The sequence below is a fragment of the Actinorhabdospora filicis genome (genome assembly GCF_030269765.1).
Taxonomy (GTDB): domain Bacteria; phylum Actinomycetota; class Actinomycetes; order Mycobacteriales; family Micromonosporaceae; genus Actinorhabdospora; species Actinorhabdospora filicis.
The window spans coordinates 971,616-988,805 of the sequence record NZ_BSTX01000002.1; the positions used below are offsets into that span (position 1 = coordinate 971,616).

Consider the following 17,190-nt stretch of genomic DNA (forward strand, 5'->3'; position numbering starts at 1 on the left):
CAAGTAGTGAAAGCATGATGAGGGGTGCCGGGGCGATTGTCAACAAGGGACTCCTCAGTCCCAGCTCAGCCGCAACGCCGTCGTCACGTCCAGCGGCGACATCCCGCGCCGCGCCGCCAGGATCAGCTCCGCCTCGGTCCCGCGCGTGTACAGCGCCGCCGTCTCGCTCACCCACCGCCGCCAGGCGCGCGCGAACGCGTCGGCGTGCTTGCGGCGGGCCAGCACCGACGGCACCGCGTGATGGACCACCGGGAACGGCTCGCGCCGCCGCGACGGCCAGTGCCGCGCCAGCGCCGCCACACCCCGCCCGGGATCGCCGACCACCCGCCGCTCGATCAGATAGCGCGGATCGGCGGCGGGGGAGACCACCTCGTCGAAGGCGCGCGCGAAGACCGCCGACTCCTCGGTGGACACCTCCCGCAGCCGCACCCGCCACGCTCCGAGCTCGTCGGGCTCCAGCTCCACCGCCTCCGCCCCGCGCGAGACCAGCCCGCATTCGCGCAGCGCCTCGGCCGTCGCCCGCGCCAGTGGACCCAGGTCGTGCGCGGCCAGGGCCGCCTCCCGCAGCAGCCGCGCGGTCCGCCGCGCCGAGCGGACGTCGGCGTACAGCGCGATCCCGGCCACGCCCGCCACCAGCGCGCCCGGCACCGGCGCGCCGATCGCGAAGGCCGCCGCCGACAGCACCGCCGCCCCCGGCGCCGCCCAGCCGCCACCGGACCGTCCCGGCGGCACCGGACCCGGCACCCACACCGGCGGCGCCGACACCGAAGGCCGCGCCAGGCCGCCGACCACACGGACGGTGTGGGCGACGCGGTCGCGATAGGGCTCGCCCACGCGCCACAGCGCGCGGGTCCGGTCCCGCTGCGCGCCCCTGGCGGCCATGGCCGCGTTGAACGCCGCGAAGGACGCCGCCTCCGGCGGCCCGAACGGCGACAGCCCGGCGTCGACGTGCGGGACGCCCGACAGCACCGCCCCCTCGGCGGTCACCCCGAAGTGCCCGTCGTGCTTGCGCACGAAGCGCCGGTAGTCGGCCGACCCCTTGGGATGCCGCTCCTCGACGCAGACCACCGACCAGGTGTGCGCGACCTTCCCCGGACGCTCCGGATCGAGCCGCAGCGCGCGCCCGCGCAACTGGACGACGGCCGTCCCGGTGGTCGCCTCGGTCAGGTCGACCAGCGTGTTGACCCCGGCGGCGTCCCAGCCCTCGCCGAGCATCGCCCGCGTCCCGACCAGCACCCGCGCGCGTCCCGCGAGGAAGAACCGGGTGGCCAGCGGCGTCCAGCGCCGCGCGCTCCACGGGCCGGTCACCGCCGCGAGCCCGGCGCCGAGCTCCTCCAGCCGCAGCCCGGGAACACCCGCGTAGGCCAGGAACTCCGCCGCGAGCGCCACCGGCGCGGCCAGCGTCCGCCCGGTGACCAGCATCGGCCGCGCCCACGGCAGGTCCGCCAGCCGCCGCAGCGCCAGCCGCGCCGAACCGGCGTCCTCGTCCAGGACCCCCACCAGCCGCGACGGCAGCGTCGCCGTCGCCCGCTCGTGATCGCAGACCACCACCGCGCGCAGGTCCGCCCCCAGAGCGGCGTGCTCCACGGCCAGGATGTCGCGCACCGCCTCGATCTTGGCGGCGCTGCGCGCGATGACCCGGTCCACCGGCGAGCGCCCGCCCCGGACCCCCTGCGCGGTCACCTGGTAGCCCAGCCCCGGCAGGACCCGCCGGATCGCGTCATGGGCGTGCGCGTCACGCGGGTCGGCGCTGCCGCGCAGAACCCGCCGGACGAAGGGATGCAGCAGCCGCATCCAGTCCTCGGCATCCGGTTCGCGCCGGTGCGCCTCACCGGGCCGCGCGCCCTCCGGCAGCGCCAGCAGGCCCGCGTGATGGAACCGCAGCACCGCGTCGGCCTCCTCGGGCCGCTCGCGCGCGAACCGCGCCCACGGCACCGCCGGGCCGTCACCGCCGGTGTGCGAGCGCCGCACCGCGTAGGCGTCCAGCCAGGCCAAAAACGGCGTGGACGCGAAACCCGGGTCGAGCAGATCGGCGGTCAGCTCGGCGAAGCGGTCCGACTGCGCGCCCAGCCACGCCCGCTCGCGCTCGGTGGGCGCCGTCAGCCACGCCAGCTCGGCGTAGGGCGCCAGCAGCCCGGCGCGCACCGCCGCCGGGATCGACGGCCCGGTGACCAGCTCCCCGAACAGATCGGCGACGAGCTCGCCCTCGGCGCGGGTGAGCGCCGACGGGGGAGTGGCGGTCAGCCCGATGACGATCGCGTCGGGCAGCAGCGCCAGGACCTCCGAGAGCAGCTCGCCCCACACGTCCAGCAGGTGGTGGCATTCGTCGAGGACGAGGGTGACCGGGCGTGCGGCGAGCGCGGCGATCAGCTCCCGCCCGCTCTCGCGCAGCCGCTCCACGTGCGGGACGCGCCCGCCGTCGTCATCGACCTCGGCGTCGGGATCGAAGCTGGCCAGGGCCTGGTAGGTGAGGGCGGTGAACGCCGCCGACAGGTCGCGCCCGGCCGAGCCGGGCGTCCCGGTGGCGCGCTCCCATTCGGCCAGCCACTGGCCCTGGATGGCGCTGTTGGGGCCGAAGGCGACCACGGGCCGCCCCAGCGCTTGCGCGGCGGTGACCCCGATGAGGGTCTTGCCGGACCCCGGTGGCATGACCACCCAGGCCCGGCGGTGCCCGGCGGCGAAGAGGCGGTCCAGGTCGGCCAGGACCGCCTTCTGGTGCGGGCGGGGGACGATCACCCCGGCCGGCGCCCGAGGTGGAGGGTGCGGGCGTCGAGGTTGTACACGTCGGCGCGGTTGCCCAGCCACAGCTCGTCGTCGGCGTTCAGCAGCCGGTCCCAGACCTCGACGTCCTCCGGCGGCAGGAACTCCCGGTTCCAGTCGACCTGGCGGATCAGCGTGCCCAGGACCCGCGCGAGGTCGACCTCCGACAGTGGCGCGGGCTTGTCGGTGAGGATGGTCCGGCTGGTGACCTCGGTGAGCCCGGCGTGCCGCAGCGCCACCGGCCAGCCGTAGCGCATCCGCACGTGGTGGTCGATGCCCGCCATTCGCCGGTACTTGGCGACCGCCAGGCCCTCCTCCAGGCCCGGGCGTCCCACGCCCAGGTCGTAGGGCAGGTAGCGCGGGGAGAGCCCGCCCTCGACGAGGACGAGCCGCCCGCCCGGCTTCAGCAGCGAGGCGAGGGTGTCGACGGCGGCCTGCCCGTCCTGGGCGTGGTGGACGGAGTGGGCGCACCAGATCAGGTCGGCCGGGCCGCCGATGGCCGCCAGCAGCTTCTCCGCGCCGTCCTCGAACAGGCCGGTGGCGAACTCCACGTCCGGCAGGTGCGCGGCGGCCTCGGCGAAGGTCCCGGCCTCCTTGTCGACGGCCACCACACGCGTGCCCGGACCCGAGGCGGTGCGCATCGCGTGCGCCATGCCCGCGCCGCCGCAGGCGAAGTCGACGACGAGGGTGTCGTCCGGCGTGAGGACCAGCGCGGCGGCCTCGTCGTAGAAGTCGGCGTTGGCCTGGGCCGACTCCAGCAGGCGCGCGGCCTCGGCGGCCCAGTCGATGGGCTGCTGCTCGTGGTGCTCATGGGGTTGGTGCTGGTGGGTCATCGGGCTCCTCGTCAGTGGGTGCGGCGAGCCTATCGAGTCGCGCCCACGTACGCCCCGCACCGGCCCGGAGTTTCGCCGCCCCCACCGCCCCGCTACCCATCGGTAAGGCCATGATGGGCGGGTGGTCCTTTCGGACGAGTCCACAATGGGGCCTTGACGGGGCCGGTAGCGTGGCCGGATGTCAGAGACACGCGCTGATCCGGTGGAACTCGCGGTTTTGTCCCGCGACAGTCTGAACCTCGCCAAAGGCCTGCGGACGGCCTTGTCGGCCGCCCGCGCGGCGACGATGATCAAGGCCGCGGCATTCGGGAACGCCGAGGGAGCGGAGGCCTTCGGCGAAGCCCACGAGAAAGCCCGGACGGGAGCCGGTACGGCCTTCGAGAACCTCGCCGAGGTCTGCGAAGGCGACACCGACCGTCTCCTGCGGATCGCCTTCTCCTATCGGCAGACCGACCTGGAGCAGGCCCTGAACCTCCACCTGGCCGGACGAGAGGGGAAGCCGTGACCGATCTCCAGAAGCCGATCAACGTCGACCGGACCTGGTGGAACCTGCGCGCCGACCCCGGCCACCTCGAAACCGTCGCCACCGCCTGGGAGACCCTCGGCGGATCGGCGACCAGGGCGGCCACCGGCCTCACCGCCGCCGCGAAAAGGGTCGTCGACGGGAAGTGGAGGGGCGACGCCCGCGACGGCTACGCCTCGCACGTGGCGAAACTGACCGGCTCCCTGGACGACGTGGAGCCCGAGACGAAGAAGGTCGCGAAGGCACTGCGCGACACCGCCGGCGAGCTGCGCGCCGTCCAGGGCCGCCTCACCCAGGACGAGAGCGCCCTCATGGCGGCGGTCCCCAACACCGCCGACGCCACCACGATCCACTTCAAACCCACCACGGCCGAGCAGACGGCACAGGTCACCGCCGCCGTCGCCACCGCCCGCCGCGAACGCGAGGCACTCAAGGGCAGGCTCACCGGATTCGCCGGTGAGCTGCCCGCGGAAGGGGCCTGGACGGACATCTCCAAGGGCTGGGACGCGCTCGCCGACGGTGGGCCCAGTCCCTACCCGCTGCCGCCCGAGGCGACGCGCCCGGGCCTGACCCTCGACCTCCCCGACGGCTCACACGTCGTCAACGGCACCACCGGCGACGACAAGATGTCGGTGGGCACCGACGCGCACGGAAACGTGGTGGTCACGGTCAACGGGGTCACCACCACCTACCCGCCCGGCACCCCGATCACCCTGCGCGGGGGAGCCGGGAACGACGTCATCGGCGTGGGCGGCGACGCCCCGGCCACCGTCCTGGCCGGTGACGGCGGCGACGTGATCGGCATCGGAGCGAAGGGAAACCACACCGTCATCGGCGGAAACGGCGACGACACCGTCACCGCCACCACGACCGCCACCGGGAACTCCTACATCTCCACCAACTCCGGCAACGACACCGTCACCGCGGGAAAAGGCGACGACACCATCGCCACCGGGAGCGGGGCCGACCGCGTCCGCGCCGGGGCCGGGAACGACGCGGTCTCCGGAGGCGCCGGGGACGACTACATCGACGGCCAGGACGGAAACGACGTCCTGGACGGCGGCGCGGGCGACGACATCGTCTACGGACTCAACGGCGACGACCACGCCGACGGCGGCGACGGCCGCGACTACGTCGAGGGCGGCAAGGGCTCCGACGTCGTGAACGGAGGCGGCGGCAACGACGTCGTCTCCGGCGGCCAGGGCGACGACCAGGTCGGCGGCGGAAGCGGCAACGACGTCCTCTACGCCGGGCGCGGCTCCGACGACGTCGACGGCGGCGCCGGAACCGACCGGGCCTACGTGGAGAAGGACGACCGGATGACCCCGGGCGTGGAGAAGCACCAGGTCGTGGAGATACCCGACACCTCGTTCATCCAGATCAAGGGCAGCCCCGACTTCCAGGAGCGGGTGCGCGCCGACCTCGACCTGTTCGCCTCCTCACCGACCGGGCGGAAGATGATCGAGGAACTCGGCCGGGCCGTGGCCGACTCGCACGGCGACCGAGCCGTCGGCGAGCGCGAGATCGTCATCAACCAGACCCCCGACGCCAACGGCTACGCCAATTCCTGGCTGATGAGCATGAGCGACGTCAACATCGACTACAACCCCGAGTACACCTCGAACGGCTCGAAGCCGCCCTCGACGGTGCTGTACCACGAGCTCGGGCACGCCTACGACTTCCTCAAGGGCACCACCGAGTGGGGCACCTACGACGGAGACGACATCACCGACAAGGGGAAGGTCCCCTCATTCGAGCGGCAGGCCGCGGGCCTGCCCATCGTCACAGATCCCCCGGGCGATGCCACGCCCCCCAGTGAGGGCATCGACCCCGATCATCCCATCGAGTACACCGAGAACGGGCTGCGCCGGGAGTTCGAGCACTGGGGAGAGCGGCAGCACTACGACGACTGACCCGCGCCGACCTCGTCGCGCCAGCGCTCCCACTCCGCGCGCAGCCGCGCGGCGACCCCGGGCAGCTCCGCCGACAGGTCGCGGGTCTCGCCCGGGTCGGCGGCCAGGTCGAACAGGGCCGTGCCGTCCCCGACGGCGGTGTGCTCCACCTGCGCGATGGCCCGCGCGGTGGGGTCGCCGCCGTCGGCGTGGCGCAGCTTGTAGCGCGCGTCGCGGACCGCCCACTGGAACCCGCAGTCCCAGTACAGCGCCTCGTGCGGGCTGCCCGCCTCACCGCGCCAGTGCGCGAGCTGGTCGCGCCCGTCGAAGCCGTCCCACGCGCCGCCAGCCGCCGCCAGCGCCGTCGGCGCCAGGTCGAGGGCGCTGACCAGGCCGTCCCGGTCCACACCGGACGGCAGCCCCCCACCGGGCCAGCGCGCGATCATCGGGACGCGCACCCCGCCCTCCCAGAGGGTGTACTTCGAGCCCGACAGGGGCGCGTTGTCGCCGTAGTTGCAGGCCGAGCCGCCGTTGTCGGTGAGGTAGACGACCAGGGTGTTCTCGGCCAGCCCCCGCTCGTCGAGCAGGTCCAGGAGCTTGCCGATCTCGGCGTCCATCAGCTCCAGCTGCGCCAGGTAGTACTCCCGGCCGTGCTCCAGGTGCGGCGAGATCGCGCCGTCGTACCAGTCGAGGTAGTCGGAGACGTCGTCGTCCCAGTCGGCCCGCCGGGGCAGGCCGCGCGCGGCGAGTTCCTCGTCGGGCAGCTGCCAGGTGAAGTTGTGCACGGCGTTGAACGCCAGCTGCAGGAAGAACGGCTCCCCGGCGTGCCGGGTGACGAAGTCACGCGCCCGCCGCCCCAGCTCCCAGGTCAGGAAGCCCTCCAGCTCGGCCTCCTCGCCGTTCTCACGCAGCGGCAGCACACCCATCCGCCACGCCGCCTCCGGCCCGTACTCGTCCACGGCGGCCGAGGAGTGCCGCAGGTAATTGAGCCGCCCCTGCTGCATCCCCGCCAGCCCGTAGAAGGACTCGCCGAACCCGTGATTCTCCGGGCACGCCCGGTCCCCGGGCCGCTCCGGCCCATAATGGACCTTCCCGAAGTAGCCCGTGGCGTACCCCTCGCCGCGCATCAGCTCGGCGACCGTCGGCATCCCCTCCGGCGCGAACGCCGCGTCGTCGAACCACCGCACACCCCACCGACGCTGATGCGCCCCCGTCACCAGCCCCGCCCGCGACGGCGAGCAGATCGGCGCCGAGACGTAGGCCTCGGTGCACGACACGCCCTCCCCGGCCAGCCGATCCAGCGCCGGCGTCGAGACGTCATCGCGCACCCCCAGCCGCGACCGGTCGGCGTAACCGTGATCGTCGGACACGATCCAGATGACATTGGGACGCCGCGGGCTGCTCATGGACGGACACGATACGACGGGATCGAACGGAAAGCCACGCTTAAGTGAAGAGTTCTCATGGGTGACTAGAATCTCGCGCACGGGGTGATCGGGCTCTGGAACGGGGCCATCGAAGTGACACCTCGCCGACTGCTGAGGGGGCGGTGTGGCAAAGCAGGTCAAGGTGCCCGATGGTGCGACCCAGCACTTGATTCGTCAGGCGTATGAGGCGGGAGGTGAGTACCAGTGGGCTCGGGAGGCATGGAAGAACTCTCAAGAGAGCAACGCCTCGCGCATCGAGTTCGGTATCGAGACTCAGGCCGCCGCCAAGTCGGGTGTGCTGCGACGGGTGATCCTCGATAACGGCGATGGCATGGCCCGAGACGTCATGCCGGAGTTCTTGACGACCTTCGGCGGCGGTGGGAAGACGATCGGTCTGGGCGAGAACTTCGGTCAGGGCTTCAAGTCCTCCGTCCTACCGTGGAACCCGTACGGCGTCGTGGTGATCAGCTACACCGAGGATTCACCTGATGGCGCGATGCTCTGGATCGAACGTGACCGGCGGGGCGACTACGTTCTGAAGGAGTTCGTAGACGAGGACGGGAGCTGGGACGATGTCGTCCCGCCCTACTTCGACGAGGAGCACGGATGTGACTGGGCGAAGATCCGGCCCGATTGGATGACCACGGGAACGATCATCGTCCTCCTGGGGGCATCACGTGACAGCAGTACCGTGGACGGCGATCCCGACAAGAAGGAGACACTGCGCGGTGTCGTGAGGTACCTGAACGAGCGCCTCCTGTCGATACCAGCCGGTCCACGCGGCCCGATCGACACCAAGGTCACCTACCTTGAGACCGTCAAGTCGCGAACACGCCGAGAAACACAGGACAAGACCATCGAGCTACCCGATGGAACCACCGTCGCACTGCATCAGCGGAAGGTGAGCGGTCTGGAACACTACATTCCGGACCAGGCCCTGCGAGGATCGGTGGTCGTGGACCGACACGGCACCCGTGTCGATTGGTACTACGTCCCAGAGCCAGAGGCGGCGGTCGGAGGTTCGGCGGACTACATCACCCAGCGTCCGGTCGTCACGGTGGCCTACAAGGGCGAGGCCTACCACACGGACAGCGGCAAATATCGCTTCCGCCGCTTCGGCGTGAGCGATGAGCTGGTCCGCCGCACATGGTTGATCATCCATCCTCCGGTCTACAAAGAGAGCCACCCGACAAATTGGGGTGTGCTGCCGCAGGCATCCAGGAACATGCTCATCTCCAAGGGAGGCGGGGCACTTCCCTGGGACGAATGGGGAGACGCGTTCTACGCCAACTTCCCACCAGAACTGGCCGACGCCCGGGACCGGGCACGCCAGAGCGAAGGCATCGCCGACACCGCTTCCATGGCGAAGAATCTGGGGCGCATCCTGGACCAGTACAACCACCGGTTCGCGGCTTCTCGCGTACTCGCCTCCAGCAGAGGGAAGGTCCAGGGGACCCCGCTCGATGCCGACGCCGTCGACGACACCAAGGGGCCAGAACAGGGTCAGGTCCGTGGCAGAGGTCCTCGGAGCGCGGAGCAGGGTAGTTCCGGCAACGGGGCTCGCCCCATCGCACCCGGAGCGAACGGGACGGCTCGGGGTGTCTCCGGAACGATCAAATCGGGCTTCCCCGCCTACCAATGGAAGGCCTTCGATGAGGATGAGGCCAAATATCTCGCGAGATATGACGAGAAGGATCGGCTCCCGGTCGATGACGGGACGGAGTACCGCGGCGTCGTCTGGCTCAACATCGCTCACCCCGTTTTCGCGACCATCCTCGACTACTGGACGAAAGAGCACGCTCCGATGGAGGACGAAGCCCAGGTCATGGAGGTCGTGAAGGGCGTGTACGGAGAGGAGGCCGTGGCGCGCGTCCTCCATGTCCAACGTCTCAACGGCACGACGGTAGCTCAGGGTGAGGATGGAAAGCCGATCGTGATGGGAAAACACGATGTCGCGAGCCTTCTGACCCCAGAGGTGATGACGGGAGGGCTGTTGGGCCTGGTGAACGTAGAGCAGCGGATCTCCAAGCGGCTCAGCGCGCGTTTCGGGCGGCGAGGGCGAAGCGTTTGAGGGAAGCAGATCGAGCGATTGAGATGAAAGATCCACATCTCGGTCCGTACTCGCCTGTCCTCCTGTACTGGGCAACGCCACGGAGCCGATGATGGGAGGGACCTTCCGGGGCCGCGCGGCGGTGAGCCGCCGCGCCGACGGGCTCCTGGGAGGGGACGACGGAACCTTATAGAATCCGGCCTCATGATCCCCGACTCGTCCACGACCCCCACACAGAAGCCTCCTCGGATCGTGGACCTGTTCGCCGGACCCGGCGGTCTCGATGTCGCGGCCCGCTGGCTGGGTATCCCGGTCGTCGGGATCGAATGGGATGAAAACGCGTGCGCAACACGTGAAGCGGCCAATATCAAGACCAAACAGGGCGATGTGCGGGAATTCAGACCGAAGCACTTCGCCGATGCCACGGTGCTCACCGGAGGGCCTCCGTGTCAGACCTACACGGTGGCGGGTTCGGGCACGGGCAGGAAGGCCCTCGATGAGGTCTTGCGATGTGTCACCCTGATGGCGAAGGGCGAGAGCGTGGGGAAGGAGCTCTCCTCGCAAGACGATCCGCGGACCGGACTCGTGTTGGAGCCTCTGCGTTGGGCCCTTGAGGCGCACGGGGCAGGTGATCCGTACGAGGCGATCGTCCTCGAGCAGGTCCCGACGGTGCTGCCGGTCTGGAACGCGATGGCGGGCGTCCTGCGAGAGATCGGCTACTACACCGCCTGTGGCGTTCTGCATACTGAGGAATTCGGTGTTCCCCAGACACGACGGCGGGCCATCCTCATCGCCCGCCTGGGCGTTCAGCCGGTCCTGCCCGAAGCCACACACCGCCGCTATTACAAGGGTGTGGCCAGGACCGAATGGAGGACCGAAGAGGAGCGGAAGCGGCCTCCCTGGAAGACGATGGCGGACGCGATCGACCGTTCGGAGCGCTTCGTGGTGATCTCGAACTACGGAACCGGTGGTGACCCGAAGTTGCGGGGGCGACGCACGAAAGATGAGCCGGCGGCGACGGTGACGGGGAAGATCTCCCGTAACCGTCTGGTATCGGCCAATGACGACCAAATCGAGTACGCGCGTTTCACCAATGCGGAGGCCGGTCGGCTTCAGACCTTCCCGATGGACTTTCCATGGAAGGGTTCGGACGTCGCACAGCAGATCGGGAACGCGATCCCTCCGCGCCTTGCCGCACACGTGCTGGGCGCAGCGCTGGGCATCCCGTTGAAGGTGGAGGCAGCGGACGCGCTCGTGGCGACACGGTGGAGACACACGATCCGTCGGGTTCGGCTGGATCGCCGCCTGTCGAACGGAAGCCGAGCTCACCGGCGGGTGGCGGGCGAGAGTCTCTGAATGCAGGAATCGCTCTTCCCCACCCCGGGCCGAGCCCCCGCCGGTGAAAGCGGATTGGACGCCGGTCTCGACGAGGTCACGTGGTACTTCAGAGGCATTGACGAAGAGCTCTTCGGGCGAGTGTTCCGACAGTCCATCGACGAGGTGCTCGACGGTCCGCGGACCGGACGATACCGTGTGGATGACTTGGAGAAGACCGAGAAGACCTACCTGGGAACCAAGGTCGAGATCGTCCTTCGTGCGGCCCTCGGGGCGAAGCGCGGCAGGAAGGGCATGGACTACCTCATTGCCGGGCACGACGTGGACGCGAAGTTCTCACTCAAACCATGGCGTTGGCCGATCCCGGGTGAAGCGGTGGGGCACCTGTGCCTGCTCCTCCATGCCGATGACGACGCATCGCACTTTCGCGTCGGTCTGGTACGTGTCACCGAGGCGATCCTCAATGCCGGTGCGAATCGCGATGGTAAGCGAACGATCTCGATGACCGGCCGCACTGCGGTTCGCTGGCTGATCGCCGATGGCCGGCTTCCGGCGAACGCCCTGCTGCACATGGACCCGGCGGATCGGGAGAGAATCCTGGCCGCAAGGTCGGGACAGGGAAAGATCACCTTGCTGTTCGAGGTCGTACGAGGAAGACTCGTCAGTCGGGACACGGTGGCGGTCTTGGCCGTCCAGCAGGACATGCCCAAGCGGGTCCGTGACGCCAGGATACCGCTGAGGGGCAAGGGCATCGTCGTGCTCGGGCATCAAGACGAGCATCCGCGCATCGCGAGAGAGCTCGGTCTGCCAGAACCTCGGAAAGGCCAGTGGGTGTCCGCCCGTCTGGTCCCCGCCGGCGATGACGACCGCCCAAGGACCACCATCGGTGGCGCCCCGTACGTAGTGGCGCTGCCGAATGAGGCGGAACACCCGATCGACGGCATCTACTGAGTCACTTGTCCCCCTCTCCGAACCGCGCCACCACCTCGATCTCTCCCACGATGTGGCCGTTCAGCTCACCCAGCTCCTCCGCCGGCACCCACAGCTCCAGCACGTCCTCGCCACCGGCCCGCCGCGTCGGATACCGCCGCAGGAACCGCGTCTCCACCCGGAACCGCGTCACATACCCCGTCCCCGAGTGCGGGACGTTCCACTCGCGCGCGATGCGCTCGGCGTAGGCCCGGTTGAGCACCGGGTAGAAGATCGGCTGGTCGGGCAGCCGCGGTGGCCACGAACCGTGCTCACGGACGTAGGCCAGCTCCGCCGGGCCCACCGGCCGCCACAGCGTCGTGGTCCCGTCGGCGTTCTCCTCGCGCCCGCCCATCGCCTCGGCCACCAGCGCCGACACGTACCGGTCACCGCCCGCATAGGCGAAGTCGGCGGCGAAGACCGCGATGACACCCTCGCCCTCGGGCAGCGCCGCCCGCAGCGGACGCCACGCCCACAGGTCCGGATGGTCCAGCGACGCACACGCCTCCGCCGGAGCCAGCGACGCGATCGCCTCGTCCAGATCGGACGCCGTCAGCCGGTAGGACGCCGAACCGCCCGCGTGACCGCACACCCTCGCCAGCACCACCGCCGCCAGCGGCCGCTCGCCGAGATCGTGACGCGCCCAGGCGAACTCGCCCCCGGGCTCCCAGCCCAGCCCGAACGCGGCCGGGCGCACCCAGCCTGGCAGCGCCGCCTCGAAACGGTCGAGCGCGGCCAGAACCTTCCCCTCGGTGTCCCACAGCTCGCTCATGGCCGGGATCTTCGCAGAGGAGCCGTTTCGGGCGCATCCGGGTATCGTCACGACATGATCGAGACGACCGTTCGCGAGGCCGTGGACGCCGATCGCGCGGCCATTGACGCCATCCTCACCGCGGCCTGGACCAGGCCCTACGTCGTCATCGGAGGCGTCGGCCACGACCTCACCCTGCTGCCCACCCTCGTCGCCGAACGCGACGGGGTCCTCGTCGGCGCGCTCACTTTCCGCGTCGACGCCGGGGGCCTGGAGATCATGAGCATCAACGGCGAAGGCGGCGGCGCCGGGACCGCGCTCATCCAGGCCGCCATCGCACACGCGCAGCGCACCGGCGCCCCGCGGGTGCGCGTGGCCACCTCCAACGACAACACCGGCGCCCAGCGCTTCTACCAGAAGAACGGGCTCAGATACGCCGGACTGCGCCCCGACGCCATCGAGTTCGCCCGCCGCCAGAAACCCACCATCCCCCGCGTCACCGGCGAGGGACTGCCCCTGCGCGACGAGATCCTCATGGAACGCCGCCTCGACGGCGCCGACGCCGGACCCGTGGAGGCCGCCCGCGCCGCCGTCACCCGCGCCATCACCTGGCGCGGCGGCGAAACCGACCTGTGGCCCCTGCTCGCCGACCCCTACGCGCTCACCGACATCGCCCGCGGCCTGGCCCACGAGTTCCTCGGCCGCGTCGACGTGGTCGCCGGGCCCGACCCGGGCGGGCTGCTGTTCGGGCCGCGCGTGGCCGCCGAACTGGGCGTGGCCTTCGCCCCCGTCTGCCGCGACCGCCGGTTCTTCTTCAAGGGACCGCACGAGACGCTGTCCGCCGGTGAGCTGGTGGCCCACCGGGCCGCCTTCGGCGTGGGTGCGCGGGTGCTGCTGGTCGACGACTGGAGCGAGAGCGGCTCGACCGTCAAGGGCGTCGCGGCGATGCTGGAGGGCACCGGCGCGTCCCTGATCGGCGCGTCCTTCCTCATCGGCAACCTGAGCGCCGACGCGCGCGCGTCCCTGGCCGCCGCGGGCGTGGACGTCCGGGCGCTGGCCGGCGTCGACGAGCTCAAGCCCGCCTGACACGGAAAAAGGGACGCCCTCTCGGGGGCGTCCCTTCCGGGTCTAGCGCTCCTCGCGGAACTCGGCGTGCCGTCCGGCGAGCGGGTCGTACTTGCGCAGCACGAGCCGGTCGGGGTCGTTGCGGCGGTTCTTGCGGGTCACGTAGGTGTAGCCGGTGCCTGCGGTACTGCGCAGCTTGACCACCGGGCGGATGTCGTTCGCCATCGGAGAGCTCCCTTCGAATCCGAAGACGATAATCATTTCCGTCCACTGGTTATTCCCGCCCACACGCGCGCGGCCGTGGCGTAGGTCTCCTCGCCGAACAGCACCAGCCGCCGCAGCGGCACCTCGGGGACCCCGGCGGCCAGGACCTCCAGCGCGATGCGCGCGGCGTCGTCCTCGGGCCACCCGAAGATCCCCGCCGAGACCAGCGGGAACGCCACCGACCGGGCACCGAGCCCGGCGGCCACCTCCAGGGACCGCTGGTAGCACGAGCGCAGGACCTCCGGCTCGGCCCCGTACGGCGACCACACCGGCCCGACGGTGTGGATCACCCACGTCGCCTCCAGCCGCCCGGCGGTCGTGGCCACCGCGTCGCCCTCGCGCAGCCCCCGCCCGTAGTGGGAACGCCGCAGCTGCTCACAGGCCGCCAGGATCTCCGGGCCGCCCGCGCGGTGGATCGCGCCGTCGACCCCGCCGCCGCCCAGCAGCGAGGAGTTCGCCGCGTTGACGATGGCGTCCACCCGCTCACGCGTGATGTCGCCCTGGACCAGCTCGACCGTGACCATCGTGTGCCTCCCGTCCCGGTGACCGACGGCACCATCCTGGCAGACCCCCGCGCGGCTACCATGATCATGGCGCTGGTGCGTCCGCTCCCGTGCCGTGGAGCGGCCGCCGCAAGAGGGAACCCGGTGTGAGTCCGGGGCTGCCCCGCAACGGTGAACGAGGACCTCGTGAGCCCGATACCTGCCCGCGCCCCGCGCCGACCCGGCGCGGTGACCGTCGGCCCCGGCATTCCAGCCCCTCCCGCCGCCGGTCTCATGACCGTTCTCGTGGGAAGGAACGCGGCATGACCGCCCTCCAGATCGCCCGCCCGCCATCGGCGTCGCGGGTCACCATGTCCAGCATCATGTCCCCGCACGACACGAACCTGATGGGTACCGTGCACGGGGGAGTGATCCTCAAACTCATCGACTCCGTCGCCGGGGTCGTCGCCGCCCGCCACTCCGAAGGCCCGGCCGTCACCGCCTCCATGGACGAGACGGCGTTCCTGGTCGCCGTCCGCGTCGGCGACGTCGTCCACGTCGACGCCCAGATCACCTGGACCGGGCGGTCCTCCATGGAGGTCGCCGTCCGCGTCACCGCCGACCGCTGGGACGCCTCCGTCCCGCCCACCACCGTCGCCACCGCGCACCTGGTCATGGTCGCCGTCGACGACGAGGGCCACCCCCGCCCGGTGCCGCCCCTGGCGCTGACCTCACCGGCCGACGTGCGCCGCAACCGCGAGGCCGAGATCCGCCGCACCCACCGCCTCGCCCTGCGCGCGGCCCTCCAGGACGCGGCCTGAGCCCCGGGGGCGTCCGGTGCGGACGCCCCCGGCACTCACCGTCACTGGCGGTAGGCCGCCCACAGGTCGGCCATGCGCTGCGCCTGCCCCGGCGTGAACTCGTACATGCACGCGTCGGGGGTGTAGTCCATGAAGTTGTGCACCGGATCCCAGCCCGGCTTGCGCGGGCAGGAGTCCCGGTCGGCGCACGCGAACTGCGGCTCGGACTCGGCGGGCGTGTCGGCGACCTGGTCGCCGCGAGTGGCGCACCCGCCCTGGAACGTGTGGTAGAGCCCCAGCCAGTGCCCGACCTCGTGCGTGGCGGTGTCGCCCTCGTCGTAGGGCGTGGACGACCCGCCCGGCAGGCTGGAGTTGAGCAGCACGACACCGTCGTCGGAGCCGATGTTGCGGTCGGGGAACGTCGCCCAGCCCAGCAGCCCGCCGCCGATCCCGGCCGTGTACAGGTTCAGCGTCCCGGCGTCGCCCTCGCGCAGCGCCGCCTTCATGTCCCGCTCCTCGGCGGTGTCGGGAGTGACCCCGTACCAGCCGGCGTTCTGCGTGCGCGTGACGCCCACGAGCACGAACTGGAACGGCGTCGGCGCGCCGCCGGTGCCACCGGCGTAGGCGGTGTTCAGCACGTCCATCTGCTCGTCGATCTGCGCGTCGGGCACGTCACCGGTCGTCCCGTCGGGGGTGATGACGTGCACCCACGTCTCCACCACCACCGGGCCTTCTGTCGGTGGGCGCCCCAGTTTCGCCAGCCGCGAGGCCAGCTCGTCCTCCCGCGCGGCCAGCTCCGCCGCCCCGATCGTGTTCGGGTCGCGCGCCCCCGCCCCGGGCAGCAACCGCGCCCCCGGATCGGCGCACCGCGCCTCGACGACCGGTCCCGCCGCGTCCGCCGGCACCACGCCACCGGTGGCCGCGACGCCCGCGGCGAGGGCGAACGCCCCCGCCGCCGCGGCCATCCGCCTGGATAGCAATCGCATGTGGATCCTCCCTGCCTGTTCCCTCGCTGATCAGGGGGCTTGCAGGCAGCCTAGGTGAGCCGAACCGGCCCACCGGCGGCTTCAGATGATCCACTGCCCTTTGAGGAAGAGGAGCCCTTTGAGGAAGCAGCCCTTTCAGGAGGACGCCGGGACGCCCTCCACCGCCGCCCGGAACCGCCCGAGCGGGCTCCCGATGCCCCACCGCGCCGACAGGGCCTCCAGCGCGACCGGATCGGCCGGCTCGGCCCGCAGCGTCCCGTCCACCTCCGGCAACGGCACATCGGCGACCGTACGGACCACCGTCGGCGCGGCCTTGAGATAGCCGGCCGCCTCCGCCAGCGACGTCCGCACCCGCGGCGTGACGCCCTTGGCGCCCTCCGCCGCGGCCGCGGCCAGCCCGTCCAGCGAACCGAACTCGGTGATCAGCCGCGCCGCCGTCTTGTCCCCGACGCCCTTGACGCCCGGCAGCCCGTCCGAGGGGTCACCGCGCAGCACCGCGTAATCGGCGTACTGACCCGGCTCGACACCGAACCGCTCCCGCACCGCCGCCGCGTCGAAGGCCTCCGCCTTCCCGATGCCCCGCCCGATGTAGACCACCCGCACCGAGCGCGCGTCGGCCACCAGCTGGAACAGGTCCCGGTCACCCGTCACCACGTCCACCGGACCCGACGCCCGCGCCGCCAGCGTCGCCAGCACGTCATCGGCCTCGAAACCCGCCGAACCCACCACCGGCACGCCCAGGGCGGCCAGCACCTCCACGATCACCTCCACCTGCGGCCCCAGCTCGTCCGGGGCCTCCTCCTCGCCCGAATCGGCGACCCGATGCGTCTTGTAGGTGGGCAGCAGATCCACCCGCCACTGCGGCCGCCAGTCCAGATCGACCGCGCACACCAGCTCCGAAGGCCCGTACGCGCGAATCAGCGTCGCCAGCCCGTCCACGAATCCACGCACCGCGTTCACCGGCGTCCCGTCCGGGGCGCGCACCGAGGAGGGCACGCCGTAGAAGGACCGGAACCACAGACCGGGTGCGTCCACAATCATCAGCACACCGCC

The 17,190-nt window shown here is 71.2% G+C and carries 15 protein-coding genes and 1 riboswitch; of the genes, 7 read left to right on the top strand and 8 right to left on the bottom strand.

The window, feature by feature from the left end; all coding sequences use genetic code 11:
• Positions 1–54 precede the first annotated feature (54 nt).
• Positions 55–2,736 carry a DEAD/DEAH box helicase family protein gene (locus QSK10_RS17320; protein WP_285663868.1) on the bottom strand — a complete coding sequence of 894 codons (2,682 nt, stop codon included), beginning with the start codon at positions 2,734–2,736 and terminating at the stop codon, positions 55–57.
• Positions 2,733–3,593 carry a class I SAM-dependent methyltransferase gene (locus tag QSK10_RS17325; RefSeq protein WP_285663869.1) on the bottom strand — a complete coding sequence of 287 codons (861 nt, stop codon included), beginning with the start codon at positions 3,591–3,593 and terminating at the stop codon, positions 2,733–2,735. The genes QSK10_RS17320 and QSK10_RS17325 overlap by 4 nt, the downstream gene beginning before the upstream one ends.
• A gap of 178 nt (positions 3,594–3,771) precedes the next feature.
• Between QSK10_RS17325 and QSK10_RS17330 the strand changes: the two genes are divergently transcribed.
• The gene (locus QSK10_RS17330; RefSeq protein WP_285663870.1) at positions 3,772–4,098 is read left to right on the top strand and encodes a hypothetical protein; all 327 of its coding nucleotides are present in this window, start codon (positions 3,772–3,774) and stop codon (positions 4,096–4,098) included.
• On the top strand, positions 4,095–6,029 hold the full coding sequence (locus QSK10_RS17335; protein WP_285663871.1) for a M91 family zinc metallopeptidase: 1,935 nt from the start codon (positions 4,095–4,097) through the stop codon (positions 6,027–6,029). Before QSK10_RS17330 ends, QSK10_RS17335 begins: the two co-directional genes overlap by 4 nt.
• On the opposite strand, the gene QSK10_RS17340 is transcribed toward QSK10_RS17335, so the two are convergent.
• Entirely contained in the window at positions 6,017–7,414 is a 1,398-nt protein-coding gene (locus QSK10_RS17340; RefSeq protein WP_285663872.1) for a sulfatase family protein, read from the bottom strand. The two genes, QSK10_RS17335 and QSK10_RS17340, sit on opposite strands and share 13 nt — an antisense overlap.
• A 145-nt stretch (positions 7,415–7,559) precedes the next feature.
• Between QSK10_RS17340 and QSK10_RS17345 the strand changes: the two genes are divergently transcribed.
• The 3 genes from QSK10_RS17345 (at position 7,560) to QSK10_RS17355 (ending at position 11,771) form a co-directional block, all read left to right on the top strand.
• Positions 7,560–9,506, top strand: coding sequence for a hypothetical protein (locus tag QSK10_RS17345; protein WP_285663873.1), 1,947 nt, complete (start codon positions 7,560–7,562; stop codon positions 9,504–9,506).
• Between the two features lie 231 nt (positions 9,507–9,737).
• Positions 9,738–10,841, top strand: coding sequence for a DNA cytosine methyltransferase (locus QSK10_RS17350; protein ID WP_285663874.1), 1,104 nt, complete (start codon positions 9,738–9,740; stop codon positions 10,839–10,841).
• Positions 10,842–11,771: a NaeI family type II restriction endonuclease gene (locus QSK10_RS17355; protein WP_285663875.1), complete on the top strand. Its 930-nt coding sequence runs from the start codon at positions 10,842–10,844 to the stop codon at positions 11,769–11,771.
• 1 nt (position 11,772) lies between these two features.
• Here QSK10_RS17355 and QSK10_RS17360 read toward each other — a convergent pair whose 3' ends face one another.
• Positions 11,773–12,144, bottom strand: a complete 372-nt coding sequence (locus QSK10_RS17360) for a hypothetical protein (RefSeq protein ID WP_285664466.1) — start codon at positions 12,142–12,144, stop codon at positions 11,773–11,775.
• A gap of 471 nt (positions 12,145–12,615) precedes the next feature.
• Here QSK10_RS17360 and QSK10_RS17365 point away from each other — a divergent pair, with 471 nt between their 5' ends.
• Positions 12,616–13,626, top strand: coding sequence for a GNAT family N-acetyltransferase (locus QSK10_RS17365; RefSeq protein ID WP_285663876.1), 1,011 nt, complete (start codon positions 12,616–12,618; stop codon positions 13,624–13,626).
• A gap of 42 nt (positions 13,627–13,668) precedes the next feature.
• Here the strand turns inward: QSK10_RS17365 and rpmG are convergent, their stop codons facing one another.
• Together rpmG and QSK10_RS17375 are read right to left on the bottom strand one after the other, a co-directional pair.
• Complete coding sequence (gene rpmG, locus QSK10_RS17370) at positions 13,669–13,830, bottom strand: 50S ribosomal protein L33 (protein WP_285663877.1); 162 nt, start codon at positions 13,828–13,830, stop codon at positions 13,669–13,671.
• A 32-nt stretch (positions 13,831–13,862) separates the two neighbouring features.
• Complete coding sequence (locus QSK10_RS17375; protein WP_285663878.1) at positions 13,863–14,393, bottom strand: O-acetyl-ADP-ribose deacetylase; 531 nt, start codon at positions 14,391–14,393, stop codon at positions 13,863–13,865.
• Positions 14,394–14,449: 56 nt separating this feature from the next.
• Positions 14,450–14,593: riboswitch (cobalamin riboswitch) on the top strand.
• Between the two features lie 81 nt (positions 14,594–14,674).
• Between QSK10_RS17375 and QSK10_RS17380 the strand changes: the two genes are divergently transcribed.
• A complete protein-coding gene (locus QSK10_RS17380) occupies positions 14,675–15,172 on the top strand; it encodes an acyl-CoA thioesterase (protein WP_285663879.1) in 498 nt (165 codons plus the stop codon).
• Between the two features lie 41 nt (positions 15,173–15,213).
• Here the strand turns inward: QSK10_RS17380 and QSK10_RS17385 are convergent, their stop codons facing one another.
• On the bottom strand, positions 15,214–16,137 hold the full coding sequence (locus QSK10_RS17385; RefSeq protein WP_285663880.1) for a zinc metalloprotease: 924 nt from the start codon (positions 16,135–16,137) through the stop codon (positions 15,214–15,216).
• A 135-nt stretch (positions 16,138–16,272) separates the two neighbouring features.
• On the bottom strand, positions 16,273–17,178 hold the full coding sequence (locus QSK10_RS17390; RefSeq protein ID WP_285664467.1) for a 5'-3' exonuclease: 906 nt from the start codon (positions 17,176–17,178) through the stop codon (positions 16,273–16,275).
• Positions 17,179–17,190: the final 12 nt, after the last annotated feature.